Origin of the sequence: Streptococcus himalayensis (assembly GCF_001708305.1) — a bacterium.
Taxonomy (GTDB): domain Bacteria; phylum Bacillota; class Bacilli; order Lactobacillales; family Streptococcaceae; genus Streptococcus; species Streptococcus himalayensis.
This window is the reverse complement of record NZ_CP016953.1, coordinates 1,973,860-1,990,467: the sequence shown is the minus strand read 5'-3', so window position 1 is coordinate 1,990,467 and position 16,608 is coordinate 1,973,860. Positions and strand designations below refer to the sequence as shown.

Genomic DNA, 16,608 nt, shown 5'->3' with positions numbered 1-16,608 from the left:
TCAAATAGTCATAGAAGATGATATAATGTCAAAAGAAAAGCAGGAATGAGGAAGCACATGAGTATTTTAGAAGTAAAGAATTTGAGCCACGGTTTTGGAGATCGTGCCATTTTTGAAGATGTATCCTTTCGCCTATTAAAAGGAGAGCATATTGGTCTCGTAGGGGCAAATGGAGAAGGGAAATCCACCTTTATGAGCATTGTCACAGGTCAACGCCAGCCGGATGAAGGCAAGGTCGAGTGGGCACGCTATGTGACAGTTGGTTATTTGGATCAGCATTCTGTTCTGGAGGAGGGGCAATCTGTTCGGGATGTCTTGCGGACGGCTTTTGATGAGTTGTTTAAGACAGAAGAGCGGATTAATGAAATCTATTTGTCTATGGCTGATGAAAATGCCGATATAGATGCCCTCATGGAAGAAGTTGGAGAATTGCAAGATCGCTTGGAAAGTCGGGATTTTTATACCTTGGATGCCAAGATTGATGAAGTGGCCCGTGCTCTGGGTGTCATGGATTTTGGAATGGATACGGATGTGACTTCGCTCAGTGGAGGGCAACGGACCAAGGTATTGCTGACCAAGCTTCTTCTTGAAAAACCTGATATTTTGTTGCTAGATGAGCCGACCAACTATTTGGATGCAGAGCATATTGATTGGCTCAAGCGTTATTTGCAACATTATGAAAATGCCTTTGTCCTCATTTCCCATGATATTCCTTTCTTGAATGATGTGATTAACATTGTGTATCACGTGGAAAATCTCCATCTGACACGCTATACAGGGGACTACTACCAATTCCAAGAAGTCTATGCCATGAAAAAGGCGCAATTAGAGGCAGCTTATGAGCGTCAGCAAAAGGAAATTGCAGATTTAAAGGATTTTGTCAATCGCAATAAGGCCCGCGTTGCAACACGAAATATGGCCATGTCACGTCAGAAGAAGTTGGACAAGATGGATGTCATTGAGCTACAGGCAGAAAAGCCGAAACCCTCCTTTGAGTTTAAAGTGGCACGGACACCAGGGCGTTTCATCTTCCAAGCCAAGGACTTGCAGATTGGGTATGATAGACCTTTGACAAAACCGCTCAATCTGACCTTTGAGCGCAATCAAAAGGTGGCCATCATCGGAGCTAACGGGATTGGAAAGACAACCTTGTTAAAGAGTTTACTGGGAATTATTCCTGCCATTGCAGGGGAAGTGGAGCGAGGAGACTATCTGGAGTTGGGGTATTTTGAGCAGGAAGTGGAAGGTGGCAACCGCCAAACGCCACTTGAAGCTGTCTGGAATGCCTTTCCAGCACTCAATCAAGCAGAAGTGCGTGCGGCACTTGCTCGCTGTGGGTTGACCTCAAAGCATATCGAAAGTCAAATTCAAGTCTTATCTGGAGGAGAACAAGCCAAGGTTCGTCTGTGTCTCTTGATGAATCGAGAAACCAATGTTTTAGTGCTTGACGAACCAACGAATCACTTGGATGTGGATGCCAAGGAGGAACTAAAACGGGCCTTGAAGGAATTCAAGGGAAGTATTCTCATGGTTTGTCATGAACCTGACTTCTATGAAGGCTGGATGGATCAAATTTGGGATTTTAATCAATTATAAAAAAACAAGGGAGCTAGCGATTTATGAAATCTGCTATCTCCCTTGTTTTTTGCTATCCGTAGAAAGTAATTCCGATGCAGTCTTGCCTAGTTGCTGGAGAGTGATTTTTGACGAGTATAAGTCAAGCTTTTAATAGATGAATAGAAGAGTAATAAAATAGCTCATTGATGCTTGAGCCACCTAAGAAGCTAGTCAAAATGATAACTGTGATTTTCATTGAGGATAAAATGCAAAGGTTATTAAAAAAGATAACAGTTCAGCGTAAAAAAACGCATACAATCAGCGTCTTGGAGAGTTTGATTGGATGCGTTTTTACTATTTTAAAGGTTTTTAACTAGTCTTTCTCTTTAAGGGCTAGCGTTGGATGAACTTGAGTTTTCTGATGAGTTAGCATCATCTAGCGAGGAGTTATCGCTACTTGGTGCTGGAGCGAATTGTTCGGGATGTAGCGCCTTGTAGGTGGGTGAATGAAAGAGGTCAATAGAAGACTGTTTTCCACGCTTGCTATAAAGGCTGGTGGATTGCTCTCCTCTTTCTTCTTCAATTTTTTTCAAGGCCTTCATCGAATGATTGTAAGAAAATTGGCTGGCATCGACTCGTCCTAGTCCATCAGCAGTATAGAAACGAAGCAGATCCCCAGTCTGAATTGCATCGCTCATCTTGAGCTGGGTATTTGCCGCTTCGCGAATTTTGTCCAATTCAGCCTTGGTGGATTCGTCAGGAAGTGTAATTTCCTCTCCAGTTTCAGTATAGTAAGTTCGACCGCTATAACTCGTATATTTGGGAGTGACAAAATAATTGGAAGAACGAAAAGCGACAATTTGCTGGTGCTCATCTGAGAGTAAATCTTGTCCGACTTGTAGATACTTGCTAGAGTCAATCCCCAAGAGATGTTCCAAGGTTGGCAGCATATCAATCTCGCCGCCGTAGGTTGGAATGATTTTTCCTTTATCCGTTCCTGGGACCACGACCATATAAGGAATTCGTTGCAGCATGGCATTGTCATAGCTAGACCAGGTTTCTGAATTTTTGTCAATGAGAGGGGCTAGGGCAGGATTTCTGGAATTAGAAATGCCGTAGTGATCCCCGTAGAGGACAATCACAGAATTATCATAGAGTCCCGCAGCCTTGAGGTAATCAAAGAAAGATTTGACTGCCGCATCCAAGTAGTTTGCCGTTGCAAAGTAACCATTGATTGTCTCATCTTTGGTATCTGCTAAGGGAAATCCAACCTCATCGCCAATCAGACTTGTTGTATAGGGATAGTGATTGGATACCGTAATAAATTTGGCGTAGAAGGGTTGTTGCATCCTCTCAAGATACTTGATGGAATCCTTGAACATAATCTTATCATTCAGCCCGTATTGGAAAGAATTGGTTTCATCTTGCTTGGTGAAGTAAGATGAGTCAAAGAAATAATGGTAACCCCACTGTTTATAAGTAGTGTTGCGATTCCAAAAGCTTCCAGCATTTCCATGAAAGACAGCACTGGATTGATAACCTTGCTGAGATAGGATAAATGGGGCTGCCTGCTGGGTATTGGTTCCTCCATAGTTGACCATAAAGGAGCCTTGGTTAAGACCAAACAATCCCGTTTCTATCATGGTTTCTGCGTCCGAAGTCTTTCCAGCCTTTACTTGGTTAAAGACATTTGGAAAGGCAAAGGTCGAATTAGAATGATAAAGGGAGTTGAGAAATGGAGTGACTTCATACTCCTTGCCATCTGAGACTAATTTATAATCAATCAAAAATTGCTGGAAACTTTCCAAGTGAATGTAAATGACGTTGCGTCCCTTGGCAATGCCGTAATACTCAGGATTTGGCTTGGCATGGTGGCTAGCAATATATTCTTCAACTGGCTGTAAATCCTCTGCACTGGCCTTGGAGCGTTCTTTATTGGCACTATAGGTTTGATTGCCACTGTAGCCGAGAAAGGCTGGAAGGCCAAGGGCACGCACAACATAGTAGTTGGAAAATCCACGTGTCAAGAGCTCTGGTCGATCAATTTCTGCTAGAAAGAGATTAGCCGAAAAGAGCATGCTTGATAGGGCGGTCACAGCAAAACTTGCCCGTGTGTTAAAGATCCGCTCGTCTAAGCGAATGTATTTTTTATAGAGCAAGAAGATTAAGATGGGAAAATCCATGATGTAGACCAAATCCCATGGCCGAAAGAGCTCTAAAGCTGCTTCTCCTAGCCCTGCTGAGACGCTGCTAGAAGCTAGCATGGTATTGACCGTGACAAAATCACTGAATTCTCGATAATAGATGGCATTTGAAACCAGCCAGGCAAAGAGAATGAGGTAAATTCCAATGCTTAGTCCATAAAAAAGTTTGGTCCGTTTGACATAAAGAGCTAGACCAATCAAGAGCAATCCCAGAGGAATAGGATTGATGATGGCTAGAAAGACTTGGTAAAGTCCCTTAATATCTAAATCGAAATCCACTGTATAAGCCCACATGGTCTTCAGCCAGTACAGGCTGAGCAAGGTTAAGACAAAACCTAGTCGAGTGCTCATGAAACGGAGCATCGTTCGAACTGTTTTTTTCACAATATGTACTTCCTTGTCTTATTTCCTAAAATTTTCATCATTTCCAGTATATCATACTTTCAAAAAATCTTCTGTATTTAAGGTGAAAAACCCAGAATAGTAAAGTTTGTGATATTTTACGTCTATAATTAGATATTCTTTTGAGAAAATTCACAAAATTTGGTATAATAGCTGTATGAAACAAGTGATTCTTCATTCTTCGGTAGAAGATAAGCTCAAACGAGGCAGATGGATTTTGGAAAAGGATGATTTTCCACAGCTAGACTTGGACAACCAGGCCGTTGCCTTTTATAGCCGCAAGGGAAATTTTCTAGGGACAGGCTATCTATCCCCTCAAAACAAGGGAATTGGATGGTTTGTGACGGAGGAGACGGTTCAGTTTGATCAGGTATTTTTTCAAAGGATATTCCAGCAAGCAAAAGCCAAGCGAACGGCTTATGCGCTAGATAATCGTACAACGGCTTATCGTCTTTTCAATCAAGAAGGAGATGGCTTTGGTGGTGTTACGATTGATTGTTACGGAGATTATGCTGTCTTTTCTTGGTATAATGCCTATGTTTATCAGTTGAAAGAAGTGATGACTGCTGCTTTTAAACAGGTTTATCCAGAAGTTTTGGGAGCTTACGAAAAGATTCGCTTTAAGGGGCTTGAGCAGGAGTCCGCTCACTTGTATGGGCAAAAGCAGGAGGAGCCTTTTCTAGTTCTTGAAAATGGTGTTTCCTATCAAGTCTTTCTCAACGATGGCTTGATGACGGGGATTTTTCTAGACCAGCACGAGGTTCGAGGAAGTCTGGTTGATGGCCTTGCAGCTGGGAAATCTCTGCTTAATCTCTTTTCCTACACGGCAGCCTTTTCAGTTGCCGCAGCCATGGGGGGAGCTGTTGCAACGACTTCAGTTGATTTGGCAAAACGCAGTCGCGAATTGTCAGAAGCTCATTTTCTAGCCAATGGCTTTAGGATGGATCAGCACCGCTTAGTTGTCATGGATGTGTTTGACTATTTCAAATACGCCAAACGGCACGGCTTATCCTATGATGTAATCGTCCTTGACCCACCAAGTTTTGCTCGAAATAAAAAGCGGATTTTTTCCGTAGCCAAGGATTACCATAAATTGATTGCAGAAGCACTGGAGATTTTAGAGCCAGATGGTATCCTTATTGCTAGTACCAATGCAGCCAATCTCTCACGGAGACGATTTAAGGAAGAACTTGAAAAAGGGTTTGGTAAGACCAAGCACCAGTATCTTTCTGAATATGGTTTGCCGGCAGATTTTGCCTATAATAAAAAAGATGAAAGTAGTAATTACCTAAAGGTATTTACAATTAAGGTGGATAAATGAAATTAGTCGTGTCAGTCATGCCTCGCAGTTTAGAAGAGGCTGAAAAGATTGATCAATCGCGCTATGAAGATGCAGATATCATCGAATGGCGAGCTGATTTTCTGCCCAAAGGGGAGATTTTAAGGGTAGCACCTGCTATTTTTGAAAAGTTTGCTGGACGCGAGTTGATTTTTACCTTGCGAACACAGGCAGAAGGAGGAGAAATTGCTCTTTCTGATGAGGAATACGTTTCTATTATCAAGGAAGTTTCGAGTCTTTATCAGCCAGATTACATTGATTTTGAGTATTTTTCGCATAAGGAAGCGTTTGAACAAATGTTAGAGTTTCCAAATCTGGTGCTCAGCTATCATAATGTTGAAAAAACACCAGAAAACATGATGGAAATTTTGTCAGAATTGACGAGTTTAACGCCCAAGGTGGTGAAGGTTTCGGTTATGGCACGTCACGAACAGGATGTGCTGGACTTGATGAATTATACCCGTGGCTTTAAAACGCTCAATCCAGAACAAGAATTTGTGAGTATTTCCATGGGAACAATTGGGAAGATTTCACGGATTGCAGCAGATGTGACAGGCTCTAGTTGGTCGTTTGCAAGCATTGACGAGGGGAGTGCCCCTGGGCAGATTTCTCTTCAGAGTATGAAGCGGATTCGGGAGATTTTAGATGCGGATTGATGGCTACACCCGTTTAGCTGCCGTAGTTGCAAAGCCGATTAAGCATAGCATTTCACCTTTTATCCATAATCATGCCTTTCAGGCAACCCAGGTCAATGGGGCCTATGTGGCGTGGGAGATTGATGAGAAAGATTTGGCAGAAACAGTGCAAAATATCAAGCGTTATGACATGTTTGGAATCAATCTTTCCATGCCTTACAAGCAGGCGGTGATTCCGTATTTGGATGAAGTGACACCAGCCGCTCGGTTGATTGGGGCGGTCAATACAGTGGTCTATCAAGAAGGACGTTTGTTGGGATACAATACAGATGGACAGGGCTTTTTTAGAAGCCTGCCCTCTTTTTCTATCCAAGGACAAACCATGCTCATTCTGGGAGCAGGGGGAGCAGGGATGGCAATCATTGCAGAAGCAGCCCTGCGACAGGCGAAACAAATTGTGATTTTCACTCGAACAGCTTCTTTGGACCGTGTGAAAAAAGCTGTTCAGCTAATAGCAGATGAGACAGGGGTAAAGATTTCTGTTTACCCTTTGGAGGACGAGTCGCTCTTACAAAAGAAGCTTCTTGAGACGGATTTATTGGTCAATAGCACCAGTCTAGGAATGGATGGGCAATCTCTCCCCCTTTCTAGCTCTCTAGCTTTAAGGAAAGAAACACTCGTTGCAGATGTGATTTACCAACCCTTTGAAACTCCCTTTTTAGGCTGGGCAAAGCAGCAAGGAAATCAAACGGTCAACGGTCTTGGTATGCTTCTTTACCAAGCAGCGAGTGCTTTTGAGTTATGGACAGGAAAAGCGATGCCAACAAAAGAGATTTGGCAGTTACTAGAAGAACGTTATAGATAGGAGAATGAGATGAAATTAACAGTCGATCTACCCCATCATCCCTATGATATTGTTATTGAAAAGGGGAGTTTGAGACGAGCAGGCTCATGGCTAGCTGGTCTGTGGTCAGCACAGAAAGTAGTCATTGTCACAGATAATCATGTAGCAAGTCTGTATGCAGAAAAGGTCAAATTAAGCCTAGAAGATGCTGGTTTTGAAACCTATGTTTTTGATTTTTTAGAGGGTGAAGCCAGTAAGAACCTAAAGACAGTCAATAAAGTCTATGAGTTTTTGGTCAAGGTTGGTATGACGCGAAGTGATGGGATTGTAGCCCTTGGTGGCGGTGTGGTCGGTGATTTAGCTGGCTTTGTCGCGTCAACCTATATGCGAGGTATTCATTTTGTGCAGATTGCTACGAGCTTGACAGCGCAGGTAGATTCTTCGATTGGGGGCAAGACAGGTGTCAATACACCCTTCGCGAAAAATATGGTGGGCACCTTTGCCCAACCAGACGGGGTATTGATTGACCCTGAGACCTTAAAAACCCTTGGCAAACGTGAATTGATTGAGGGGATGGGTGAAGTGGTCAAGTACGGCTTGATTGCAGATCAGGAACTCTGGCAAGAATTAAAGGAAATGGATGGCAGCCTAGAATCCATTTATGAGCATGCGGAGAGCATTATCTATCATTCTTGTGATGTGAAGCGTAAGGTAGTGGTCGAAGATGAACTTGACAATGGCGTGCGGTTATATTTAAACTTTGGTCATACCATCGGCCATGCGATTGAGGCAACGGCTGGTTATGGTCAAATCATGCATGGCGAGGCCGTGGCTATAGGAATGGTACAGATTTCGCGTGTAGCAGAAGAAAAAGGGCTTATCCAAGAAGGGTTAACGCAAGCGATCATTGAAATGTGTGAAAAATTCGGCTTGCCAGTTGCTTCTGATTCTTGGCAGGAAGAGGAATTGTACCGAGCCCTTCTTCATGATAAAAAAGCTAGAGGTCAGGTGATTCAGCTAGTCTTGGTTCCGGAAATTGGGACAGCCCAGATTCACCCAATTCCTCTAACAGAGATGAAAGACTATTTGAAACGATAATGGATGGCTCTGTACGATTTAGAGTAGAAAAGCGGAGGATGAGATGAGATATTTGACAGCAGGAGAGTCGCATGGACCGCGACTGACCGCGATTATTGAGGGAGTTCCAGCTGGTCTCCCCTTGACAGCGGACTATATCAATGCAGAATTAAAGCGACGCCAAGGGGGCTATGGTCGTGGTGAACGTATGAAAATTGAAAGTGATCAAGTGGAGATTACTGCGGGTGTCCGCCATGGTTTGACCATGGGAGGACCGATCACCCTAAATGTCACCAATCTGGACCACAAAAAATGGTTGGAGATTATGAATGTTGCAGATGTGGAGGATAAGAAAAAAGGTCTTCGAAAGATCACTAAACCGCGTCCTGGGCATGCGGATCTGGTCGGAGGCATGAAGTATCGGTTTTCTGATTTGCGTAATTCCTTAGAGCGCTCGAGTGCGCGTGAAACCACCATGCGTGTCGCAGTTGGGGCTGTTGCCAAACGAATTCTAGAAGAACTTGGCATGGATGTGGCAAGCCACATTGTCACTTTTGGAGGGATTGACGTGGAAGTGCCTGATGGACTAACGGTTGCGGAGATTAAAGCACGAGCACGCAAGTCGGAAGTTTCGATTGTCAATCCTGAAAAGGAAGAGGAAATCAAGGCCTATATTGATCAGATTAAGAAAGATGGGGATACAATCGGAGGAATTGTTGAGACCATTGTAGGTGGGGTTCCTGTGGGTCTAGGCTCCTTTGTGCAGTGGGACCGAAAATTAGATGCCAAGCTGGCCCAAGGTGTGGTTTCCATCAATGCGTTTAAAGGAGTTGAATTTGGCATAGGCTTTGAAGCGGGTCGTCTCAAGGGAAGTCAAGTCATGGACGAAATCCTCTGGTCTGAGGAAGAGGGCTTTACCCGCCGAACCAATAATCTTGGTGGCTTTGAAGGTGGTATGACCAATGGTCAGCCTATTGTAGTCAGGGGAGTGATGAAGCCAATTCCGACCTTGTATAAGCCTTTGATGAGTGTGGATATTGAGACCCATGAACCCTATAAGGCAACGGTGGAGAGAAGTGATCCTACGGCTCTTCCAGCTGCTGGCGTTGTGATGGAAAGCGTGGTTGCGACAGTTCTGGCCACAGAAGTCTTGGATAAATTCTCTTCTGATAATATGGAGGAATTAAAAGAAGCGGTGGACAATCACCGTGCCTATGTCAAAGGCTTTTAATCGCTTGCTATGACCAAGAAGGAGAATGTGTGAAGACAAGAGTTGTGTATATTGCAGGTTTGGGTTTGATTGGAGCGTCCATTGCACTGGGCATCAAGCGGGACCACCCAGATGTTGAAATTTGGGGTTATAATCGAGGTGAGGATTCGCGCAGGATTGCCCTAGAAAAAGGGATGGTAGATAGGGTCACAGATGACTTTCTCTCCCTTGCCCCAGAGGCGGATGTGATTATCTTAGCCGTCCCTATTCAGCAGACCATTGCCTTTCTACAGGATTTATCACGAATACCTCTCAAGAAAGATGTCATCGTGACAGATGCTGGCTCGACCAAGTTTGAAATTGTAAAGGCTGCGGAAAACTACCTGACTGACAGAGGCATTTCTTTTGTCGGGGGACATCCGATGGCAGGGAGCCACAAGTCAGGAGCGAGTGCAGCAGATGTCAATTTGTTTGAGAATGCTTATTATATTTTCACACCTTCAAATTTGACAACTGATCAAACGATTCCAACCTTGAAAGAGATTCTATCAGGTCTCCATGCTCGCTTTATCGAGATTGATGCCAAGGAGCATGATCGTGTGACTGGTCAAATCAGTCACTTTCCTCATGTGCTGGCTTCTAGCCTCATGGAGCAGGCTGCTGATTATGCGAGAGACCATGAAATGGTTCAGCAATTTGCAGCAGGGGGCTTTCGTGATATGACGCGGATTGCTGAGAGTGAGCCTGGTATGTGGACCGCTATTTTGATGACCAACCCAGCAGAGATTTTGGAGAGAATTGAGGATTTTAAGCTGCGATTGGACAAGGTTTCGGAGCTGATTCGCCAAGAAGATGGGGATCAAATTTGGAATTTTTTTAACCATGGTCGCCTCAAACGTAAGGAAATGAATATCCATAAACGAGCTGGTGTGGATAGTTTTTACGATTTATTTGTCAATGTGCCAGACGAAGAAGACGCAATTTTGGGGATTTTAGAGCTCTTGCGTGGAACATCTGTGGTCAATATTCATATCAACGAAGAAAACCGTGAGGATATCAGTGGTATTTTGCAGATTACTTTCAAAAATCGCGAAGATTTAGAAAAATCTGCTCATATTATTGAAACCAATACCTCTTACCAAGTATTTATCGATTAAAAAGGAGAACCTATGTCAAATATTTATGATATCGCCAATCAATTGGAACGTGCCGTTCGTGAATTGCCAGAATACAAGGCAGTCGTTGAAAGCAAGAAGGCAGTGGATGCAGATAGCACTGCCAAACAAATCTTAGACGACTATCTCGTTTTTCAAAGTGAATTGCAGGCTATGGCGCAAGCAGGTCAAATGCCAACGCCAGATGTCCAAGAAAAATTGCAGGCCTTTGGTGAAAAAATTCAAGCCAATCCAGCCCTTGAAACCTTCTTTGGCAATCAACAGCAATTATCGGTTTACCTAGCCGATATTGAGCGCATTATCTTTGGCCCAATTCAAGAGGTCATGAAATAAACACCCCCTGCCCTTTAGGAAAATCCTAGGGCATTTTTCTTAAATTGCAAAGAGGGAAAACGCATGCAATTCTGGTTTGATTTTGTATCCCTTCTATTTTTATGGTACAATGGTAAAAAATAGGAAAGTGAGAGGTTTTGAGATGAGATTGAGGACCGATGTTCGTGCATTAAATGGGACTGTCCGTGTACCTGGGGATAAGTCGATTAGTCATCGCTCGATTATGTTTGGAAGTTTGGCAGAGGGTGTGACTAAGGTTTATGGCATCTTACGGGGAGAAGATGTACTCTCCACCATGCAGGTCTTTCGTGAGTTGGGCGTAGAGATTGAAGATAAGGGAGATGTCGTTGAAATCCATGGGGTAGGCTTTCATGGGTTAAAAGCTCCCCAAAAGCCCCTTGATATGGGAAATTCAGGCACATCCATTCGCTTGATTTCAGGCGTTTTAGCAGGTCAGCCCTTCGAAGCAGAGATGTTTGGCGATGATAGTTTATCCAAACGCCCTATGGACCGGGTGAGCATTCCCCTTCGACAAATGGGGGTCGAGATGAGTGGTCAGACGGATCGAGATTTGCCACCACTGACCATAAAAGGCAAGAAAAATCTTCGACCTATCCAGTATCATTTGCCAATTGCTTCTGCCCAGGTAAAATCAGCCCTGCTTTTTGCCGCCTTACAGGCAGAAGGGGAGTCTGTTATTGTCGAAAAGGAACGGACAAGAAACCACACAGAAGATATGATTCGTCAGTTTGGCGGTAAGATTGAGGTATCGGGTAAGGAAATCCGCATCACAGGTGGTCAGACTTTTACAGCCCAAGAGATTCAGGTGCCAGGTGATATTTCAAGCGCCGCCTTTTGGCTGGTCGCTGGGCTTATTGTGCCCAATGCAAAGATTATCTTAGAAAATGTTGGGATAGCCGATACTAGAACAGGGATTTTGGATGTGATTGAGGCTATGGGTGGAAAGATAAGGCTGAGCCAAGTAGATGAGCGAGCGAAATCGGCTACCATTACAGTAGAAACATCAGATTTACAAGGTACAGAAATTGCGGGGGAAATCATTCCACGCTTGATTGATGAATTGCCGATCATTGCTCTTTTAGCGACACAGGCAAATGGAACAACCATTATCCGTGATGCCGAAGAACTCAAGGTTAAGGAAACAGACCGCATTCAGGTGGTGGCAGATGCCTTAAATAGCATGGGAGGAGCGATTACACCGACAGATGACGGCATGATTATCAAAGGGAAAACGCCGCTTCATGGGGCTACTATTAACACCTTTGGTGACCACCGCATTGGGATGATGACAGCTATTGCTAGCCTCTTGGTGCAAGATGGAGAGGTTCATTTGGAGCGAGCGGAAGCCATCAACACGAGCTACCCGAGTTTCTTTGATGATTTAGAGGGCTTGCTTCATGGCTAAATTTTTACTAGGGTTTATGGGGGCTGGAAAGTCAACGATTGCCGCCTTGCTGGATCCAGAGTTTGTTGATATGGATGCCTTATTGGTTGAGCGATTGGGAATGCCTATTTCCAGCTATTTTGACCGTTATGGAGAAGAATCTTTTCGTCAGGCAGAAACGGAGCTACTAAAGGAATTGCTGGAAAAGGATGGCTGGATATCTACTGGCGGAGGGATTGTGACAAGGGCAGAAAATCGTGCCCTTCTCAAACAAGCTGAGAAATGTGTCTATCTTCAAGCTGATTTTGACACGCTCTATGAACGACTTGTTTGCGACCCAGACAATATCCGTCCCTTATTTCTGCAACATAGCAGGGAAGCTCTCTATGATATTTTTGTCGAGCGTGAGCCTTGGTATGAAGAAGTCGCGAGCCACATTGTCAGTGTGGTTGGGAAAAAACCTGTTGAGATAGCGGAGGAGTTGGGATGAGAATTGCCTATTTAGGACCTAAAGGCTCCTTTTCCCATCAGGTGGCAAAAGCAACGTTCCCACAGGGAAATTTATATGGCTATGCAACCATTACCGAAGTGATGAAGGCGTATGAGCGTAAAGAAGTTGCCTATTCGATTGTTCCTGTGGAGAATTCTATCGAGGGAAGTGTCCATGAAACTTTAGATTACCTTTTTCATCAGGCAAGTATTCATGCTGTGGCGGAGCTTGTTCAGCCGATTAAGCAACAGCTCCTTGCGACTGAAAAAGGGAAGAGAATTGAAAAAATTTTTTCTCATCCCCAAGCGCTTGCCCAAGGGAAAAGGTATGTTGAGCAGCAGTATCCACAGGCACAATTGGAGGTGACTGCAAGCACGGCCTATGCGGCTCGTTTTGTGGCAGAGCATCCAGAACAACCGTATGCCGCTATTGCACCACGCTCGGCTGCAAAAGAATACGGACTTGAAATCATCGGGCAAGACATTCAGGAAATGCCTGAAAATTATACTCGTTTTTGGATTTTAGGAGAATCCAGTCCAAATCTTTCCTTGTTGGCACACGAAAAGAAAATCAGTCTAGCCTTGACCTTGCCAGACAATCTTCCTGGTGCCTTGTACAAGGCCTTATCAGCCTTTGCTTGGCGAGGCATTGACTTGACGAAGATTGAAAGTCGGCCTCTTAAAACAGCTTTAGGAGAGTATTTCTTTATTTTGGATATCCATGCAGAAAAAGAAGCCTTGATTGACTTTGCCATAGAAGAATTGACAACAATGGGGATTACTTATAAAATTTTAGGAAATTATGAGGTTTATCGAATCAAAGAACAGTAGATTGGAGACGCTATGAGCCAAAAATCAACGAATCTCAGTCGTCAGGAAGCACTCAGACTTCAGTATCTAGACGAAAATTTCCATTATTTAAACAAAAAAGAACGAAAAGAATATGACCATTTGAGAAGGAAAGAGCGAGGGGAGGAGTTGTCGTCTTCTTCTTTGAAAGCTAATAGGGAGCAGGCTTCCAAACAAACTGTAGATGTGAACCAAAAATTACCAAGCTATTCAAGAGCAGAAGAGCACCAAACTGTAAACACTCAAGGATTTAAGCTAAAACGTCTTATCAAATGGATAGCAGTGGGGCTTGTCCTCGTCTTATTAGGCATGCTATTTATGTTTTTCAAAGGCTTGATGGGTACTACTGGAGACCAACAGGCGGCAGAGACGGAAGTTTTCAACGGGGAAGATGCAGCGGATGGTGTGAATATCCTGATTTTAGGGACTGACGGGCGGATTGGTGATTCGTCTACCGATACGCGGACGGATTCTATTATGGTTTTAAATGTCGGAGGTCAGGATAAAAAAATGAAACTGGTCAGTTTCATGCGAGATACCCTTGTCCATATAGACGACGTTAGTTCGGACAATGAATATGACCAAAAGTTGAATGTGGCTTACACGATTGGAGAGCAGGATAATCATCAAGGGGCAGAATGGATGAGACAAACGCTCAAGAATCATTTTGGCTTGAATATCAAGTATTATGCCTTGGTGGATTTTTCAACCTTTGCAACGGTCGTTGATACCCTCTTTCCCAATGGAGTAGAGATGGATGCTCGGTTTTCAACCGTTGATGGAGAAGAAGTCGAGGCTGTGGAAGTTCCAGATGATTTGAATAGGAAAGATGGTCTTGTTCCTAATCAGACCATTTCAGTTGGCAAACAGAGAATGGATGGCCGCACCTTGCTCAATTATGCTCGGTTTCGGAAAGATGACGAGGGAGATTTTGGGAGAACTCGTCGTCAGCAAGAGGTCCTGGCAGCGATTTTTCAGCAAATAAAGGATCCAACTAAGCTTTTCACTGGCTCTGAAGCAGCGGGCAAAGTCTTTGCGTTGACGTCAACCAATATTCCTTATCATTTCTTATTGACCAATGGCTTAGGCGTGCTAGGAAATGCTAAAAATGGCATTGAAAAAGTCACAGTTCCAGAATATGGAGATTGGGAAGATGCCTATGATAGTTATGGTGGACAGGGGCTTTTGATTGATTTTGAACGCTATCAGGAGAAATTGACTCAGCTGGGACTGCGCTAATGCCTAGATTTATGATATAATAAAAAGAGGTTGAGACAATGGTACCCGACCTCTTTTATTTTTATGTGATATGCTTGTTTTTGGCTAATAATACTCGTCCCCAATCAAAATCTGCTGCCGTTAACTTACCTTGCTTCAACAGCCCAGCGGACGACTGTTGAAGGCTGGAAATAAGAGGCTGGGACAAAAGTCTCTAATCTTATCATTTTTCTAGATTTAACAGTTTAGCGCAGTAGTTGTCTGGTTTGTAAAACGTTGATAAATCAACATTTTAGTAGAGGAGACTAGCGAACATTTCGCTAGCTCTATTTCCAACCTTTCCACAATTCTCAATTGTGGAACCTAGTCAGATTTTGATGCCTATAGAGTAAAAAATGAAGGAGAAAGGTTGATTTCAGCCAATCGTACCGATTGTCCTGTTGCCTATATGTTTGAATAAAGAAAGAATTAAAAAACAATGATGAAGAAAAATGATGTGGTAGAAGTAGACATTGTGGATTTGAGCCATGAGGGGCTAGGAGTTGCCAAACTAGACGGATTGGTCTTTTTTGTCGAGAATGCCTTACCTAGTGAAAAAATTCAGATGCGGGTGCTTAAGGTCAATAAAAAAATCGGCTATGGAAAAGTAGAAGAGCGGTTGACGACTTCAGCAGATAGGAATGAGGCTATTGATGTGGCCTATCTCAGATCTGGAATTGCGGATTTGGGGCATTTGACCTATGAAGCCCAGCTACATTTTAAAACCAAGCAAGTAAAAGATAGTTTGTATAAGATTGCTGGTATCAAGGATATAGAAGTCCCTTTAACGCTTGGTATGGAGCACCCCGTTGCTTATCGAAATAAGGCACAAGTACCCGTTCGCCGTGTGAATGGTCAATTGGAAACCGGCTTTTTCCGCAAAAATTCCCATGATTTGATGCCGATTGAGGATTTTTATATCCAACACCCAGAAATTGATCAAGTGATTTTAGCTGTACGTGATTTGCTACGCAGATTTGACATCAAACCCTATGATGAACAAGAAAAAACAGGTTTGATACGCAATGTCATTGTTCGCCGTGGTCATTATTCTGGAGAAATCATGGTGATTTTTGTGACAACTCGACCAAAGATTTTCCGCATAGAACAACTGATTGAGCTCTTGGTAGATCAATTCCCACAGGTGACCTCTATCATGCAAAATATCAATGATCGGGATACCAATGTGATTTTTGGTTCTGAATTCCGCCTCTTGTATGGTAAGGATTGTATCACAGATCAGATGTTGGGGAATCGCTTTGAAATCTCAGCTCCTTCCTTTTATCAAGTCAATACTGAAATGGCAGAGCAGCTTTACCAAACGGCTATTGATTTTGCGAATGTTACAGCAGATGATACCGTAGTTGATGCTTATTCTGGAATTGGAACGATTGGCTTGTCTTTTGCCAAGCATGTCAAGAAGGTCTACGGAGTAGAAGTTGTACCGCAAGCGGTAGAAAATAGTCAGCGCAATGCAACCCTAAATGGCATTTCAAACGCTCACTATGTTTGTGATACCGCTGAAAAAGCCATGGCTAAGTGGGTGCAAGAAGGTGTTCAAGCCACTGTCATTCTCGTAGACCCACCAAGGAAAGGCCTTACTGAAAGTTTTATCAAAGCGAGTTGCCAGATGAATCCAGAAAAGATTGTCTACGTGTCTTGTAATGTCGCAACCCTTGCGCGTGATGTCAAACACTATGAAGAGCTAGGCTACAAACTTAGCAAGATTCAGCCCGTTGATTTATTTCCGCAGACGCATCATGTTGAGTGTGTAGCTCTGCTCGTAAAATCCTAGAAACCTTTGAACGAAAGGGATAGTAAAAAGCCTTGAC

General features: G+C 43.5%; 14 protein-coding genes. 13 read left to right on the top strand and 1 reads right to left on the bottom strand.

What is annotated here, in order from left to right; translation table 11 throughout:
- The first annotated feature begins 57 nt into the window (after window positions 1-57).
- Window positions 58-1,596, top strand: coding sequence for an ABC-F family ATP-binding cassette domain-containing protein (locus BFM96_RS09365; RefSeq protein ID WP_068993393.1), 1,539 nt, complete (start codon window positions 58-60; stop codon window positions 1,594-1,596).
- A 347-nt stretch (window positions 1,597-1,943) separates the two neighbouring features.
- Here the strand turns inward: BFM96_RS09365 and BFM96_RS09360 are convergent, their stop codons facing one another.
- Window positions 1,944-4,124 (bottom strand): LTA synthase family protein, encoded by a 2,181-nt coding sequence (locus BFM96_RS09360; protein ID WP_373283971.1) that lies wholly within the window; start codon window positions 4,122-4,124, stop codon window positions 1,944-1,946.
- 196 nt (window positions 4,125-4,320) lie between these two features.
- Between BFM96_RS09360 and BFM96_RS09355 the strand changes: the two genes are divergently transcribed.
- The 12 genes from BFM96_RS09355 to rlmD all read left to right on the top strand — a co-directional run bounded on the left by BFM96_RS09355 (window position 4,321) and on the right by rlmD (window position 16,571).
- Entirely contained in the window at window positions 4,321-5,484 is a 1,164-nt protein-coding gene (locus BFM96_RS09355) for a class I SAM-dependent rRNA methyltransferase (RefSeq protein WP_068993387.1), read from the top strand.
- On the top strand, window positions 5,481-6,158 hold the full coding sequence (gene aroD, locus BFM96_RS09350; RefSeq protein ID WP_068993384.1) for a type I 3-dehydroquinate dehydratase: 678 nt from the start codon (window positions 5,481-5,483) through the stop codon (window positions 6,156-6,158). Before BFM96_RS09355 ends, aroD begins: the two co-directional genes overlap by 4 nt.
- Complete coding sequence (locus BFM96_RS09345; protein WP_068993380.1) at window positions 6,148-7,002, top strand: shikimate dehydrogenase; 855 nt, start codon at window positions 6,148-6,150, stop codon at window positions 7,000-7,002. Before aroD ends, BFM96_RS09345 begins: the two co-directional genes overlap by 11 nt.
- A 9-nt stretch (window positions 7,003-7,011) precedes the next feature.
- A complete protein-coding gene (gene aroB / locus BFM96_RS09340; RefSeq protein WP_068993375.1) occupies window positions 7,012-8,079 on the top strand; it encodes a 3-dehydroquinate synthase in 1,068 nt (355 codons plus the stop codon).
- A 43-nt stretch (window positions 8,080-8,122) separates the two neighbouring features.
- Entirely contained in the window at window positions 8,123-9,289 is a 1,167-nt protein-coding gene (aroC, locus tag BFM96_RS09335; protein ID WP_068993373.1) for a chorismate synthase, read from the top strand.
- Between the two features lie 29 nt (window positions 9,290-9,318).
- Window positions 9,319-10,425 carry a prephenate dehydrogenase gene (locus BFM96_RS09330; protein WP_068993371.1) on the top strand — a complete coding sequence of 369 codons (1,107 nt, stop codon included), beginning with the start codon at window positions 9,319-9,321 and terminating at the stop codon, window positions 10,423-10,425.
- A gap of 12 nt (window positions 10,426-10,437) precedes the next feature.
- A complete protein-coding gene (locus tag BFM96_RS09325) occupies window positions 10,438-10,776 on the top strand; it encodes a YlbF/YmcA family competence regulator (RefSeq protein ID WP_068993366.1) in 339 nt (112 codons plus the stop codon).
- A gap of 142 nt (window positions 10,777-10,918) precedes the next feature.
- On the top strand, window positions 10,919-12,202 hold the full coding sequence (aroA, locus tag BFM96_RS09320) for a 3-phosphoshikimate 1-carboxyvinyltransferase (protein WP_068993364.1): 1,284 nt from the start codon (window positions 10,919-10,921) through the stop codon (window positions 12,200-12,202).
- The gene (locus BFM96_RS09315) at window positions 12,195-12,671 is read left to right on the top strand and encodes a shikimate kinase (protein ID WP_068993361.1); all 477 of its coding nucleotides are present in this window, start codon (window positions 12,195-12,197) and stop codon (window positions 12,669-12,671) included. Before aroA ends, BFM96_RS09315 begins: the two co-directional genes overlap by 8 nt.
- Window positions 12,668-13,501 (top strand): prephenate dehydratase, encoded by an 834-nt coding sequence (pheA, locus tag BFM96_RS09310; protein ID WP_068993359.1) that lies wholly within the window; start codon window positions 12,668-12,670, stop codon window positions 13,499-13,501. Before BFM96_RS09315 ends, pheA begins: the two co-directional genes overlap by 4 nt.
- A gap of 12 nt (window positions 13,502-13,513) precedes the next feature.
- Window positions 13,514-14,758, top strand: coding sequence for an LCP family protein (locus BFM96_RS09305; protein ID WP_068993357.1), 1,245 nt, complete (start codon window positions 13,514-13,516; stop codon window positions 14,756-14,758).
- Window positions 14,759-15,215: 457 nt separating this feature from the next.
- Window positions 15,216-16,571 (top strand): 23S rRNA (uracil(1939)-C(5))-methyltransferase RlmD, encoded by a 1,356-nt coding sequence (rlmD, locus tag BFM96_RS09300; RefSeq protein ID WP_068993354.1) that lies wholly within the window; start codon window positions 15,216-15,218, stop codon window positions 16,569-16,571.
- Window positions 16,572-16,608: the final 37 nt, after the last annotated feature.